Source organism: Burkholderia sp. E168m23 (assembly GCF_016586125.1).
Classification (GTDB): domain Bacteria; phylum Pseudomonadota; class Gammaproteobacteria; order Burkholderiales; family Burkholderiaceae; genus Burkholderia; species Burkholderia orbicola.
On record NZ_BCPP01001175.1, the window covers coordinates 1 to 1,848 of the forward strand.

Sequence of the window (1,848 nt, forward strand, 5' to 3'; positions counted from 1 at the left end):
CCATGGACCGCCTGCCTCCGCTGCCCCAGACGCTCGACGAGCAACTGTGCTTCGCGCTTTATTCGACTTCGCACGCGATGACGAAGGCGTACAAGCCCCTGCTCGACAAGCTGTCGCTGACCTATCCCCAATATCTCGCGATGCTCGTGCTGTGGGAGCGCGACGACATGGCCGTGAAGGACATCGCCGCGCGGCTCGACCTCGACCCGGCCACGGTCACGCCGCTGCTCAAGCGGCTGGAAGCGCTCGGCTACGTGGAGCGCGTACGCAGCGCGGCCGACGAACGCGTCGTCAACGTTCGCGTGACGCCGGAAGGCCGGGCGCTGAAGGATCGCGCGCGCTCGGTGCCCGCCGACCTCTTTTGCGCGATGCAACAGACACCCGAATTCCTGATCAGGCTGCGCGCCGATCTCCAGCAGCTGCGCGATGCGCTGTCGGTGGCCAACGAACGCTGACACGCCCGGCACGAACCGACCTGCCCGGCGCTGCCGGGTTTTTCTTCAAAATTTCATTTGCACACTAATGATTTGTGTTCTATATTTTGTCCATGGCCGGCGACATTCCGTCTGACCGGACCGCTGTTCCCCTCTCTTCCCGACAGGAGCTGCACGATGAACATTCTGTACAAGACCAGCGCCACGAGCACGGGCGGCCGCGACGGCCGCGCGGTATCCGCCGACAACAAGCTGGAAGTGAAACTGGCCGCGCCGCGTGAACTCGGTGGCACGGGCGCGGAAGGCACGAATCCGGAGCAACTGTTCGCCGCAGGTTACTCGGCCTGTTTCCTGAGTGCGATGAAATTCGTCGCGGGCCAGAACAAGCAGACGCTGCCGGCCGATACGCAAGTCACGGCGGAAGTGGGCATCGGCCCGAACGACGCAGGCGGCTTCGGGCTCGACATCGAGCTGCGCGTGTCGCTGCCGGGGCTCGACAAGAACGACGCGCAAGTGCTGGTCGACAAGGCGCACCACGGTGTGCCCGTATTCGAACGCCACGCGCAACAACGTGCCGGTGCGCCTGACGGTCGTCTGACGCGGCACAGGTTCAGGGCTCAGGAAATACAAAAAGGGCGCGTGCGGCATGGTGCCGCACGCGCCCTTTTGCGCGATTCATCGAAATGGCGGGCCGGCAGGCCCGCGTGCGCCGCTTAGCGCGCGCCGATCGAATACGGACGGTTCATTGCCGCGTCGCGATCGATCTTGCGCATGCGGAATTCGAGGTCGTAGATGTCGGTGGCTTCGGCCAGATACGCGTCGGCGCGCTCTTTCGCGGCCTTGTCAGCGTTCTTGGTCAGCATCAGGAAGAGGTGGCTCAGCAGGTACATGATCGATCTCGCTATTCAAAGGTTCTGGACTAGGGTTTTCCCGAATTATAGGGAAAACCCTAGGCTTTGACCAGTGTCGATCAGACGATGCGTCGTTCGGTCGCCACAGTGCGGCGATGGGTTTCGAAAAAAGCCCAGATCATCGCGCTGGCGTCGGGGCCGACCGCCGCGTGAAACGGCACGGCTTCGTCGCCGCCGGCCCACGCGTGATCGAGCCCTTTCACGTGGCACAGCCGCACCACCGGCTCGCCGTCGCGGCACACGTCGGTAATCTGTGCGCCCGTTTCGCGCGTCTCGACCCGCTCGCCGCCGCGCAGCGCGCCGCGGCTGTCGGCGAGCCCGTTCAGGCGCATGAACTGCACGGTCAGCTGATCGGCATTCTTCGGCGCGACGACATGATCGCCGTCACCCTGGACGATCAGTGCGGGCATGCCCGGATAGGCGCCGGCATCGACCAGCGCATCGACCGCCACGGCCGGGTTCTGTCTCAAGCCCCGCCGCATCACGTCCATTGCGGTGATGCC

General features: G+C 64.6%; 3 protein-coding genes and 1 pseudogene. 2 read left to right on the plus strand and 2 right to left on the minus strand.

All coding sequences use genetic code 11. The features are described from left to right. Positions 1-2 precede the first annotated feature (2 nt). Both JMF90_RS35340 and JMF90_RS35345 read left to right on the plus strand, forming a co-directional pair. Positions 3-455 carry a MarR family winged helix-turn-helix transcriptional regulator gene (locus JMF90_RS35340; protein ID WP_006479449.1) on the plus strand — a complete coding sequence of 151 codons (453 nt, stop codon included), beginning with the start codon at positions 3-5 and terminating at the stop codon, positions 453-455. Between the two features lie 156 nt (positions 456-611). Next, positions 612-1,032: pseudogene (locus JMF90_RS35345) on the plus strand (organic hydroperoxide resistance protein). A 115-nt stretch (positions 1,033-1,147) separates the two neighbouring features. Here JMF90_RS35345 and JMF90_RS35350 read toward each other — a convergent pair. Together JMF90_RS35350 and JMF90_RS35355 are read right to left on the minus strand one after the other, a co-directional pair. After that, positions 1,148-1,324 carry a DUF3563 family protein gene (locus JMF90_RS35350; protein WP_011548159.1) on the minus strand — a complete coding sequence of 59 codons (177 nt, stop codon included), beginning with the start codon at positions 1,322-1,324 and terminating at the stop codon, positions 1,148-1,150. Positions 1,325-1,404: 80 nt separating this feature from the next. Continuing rightward, positions 1,405-1,848: PHB depolymerase family esterase (locus JMF90_RS35355; RefSeq protein ID WP_236598108.1), on the minus strand; the 444-nt coding region annotated here is incomplete at its 5' end.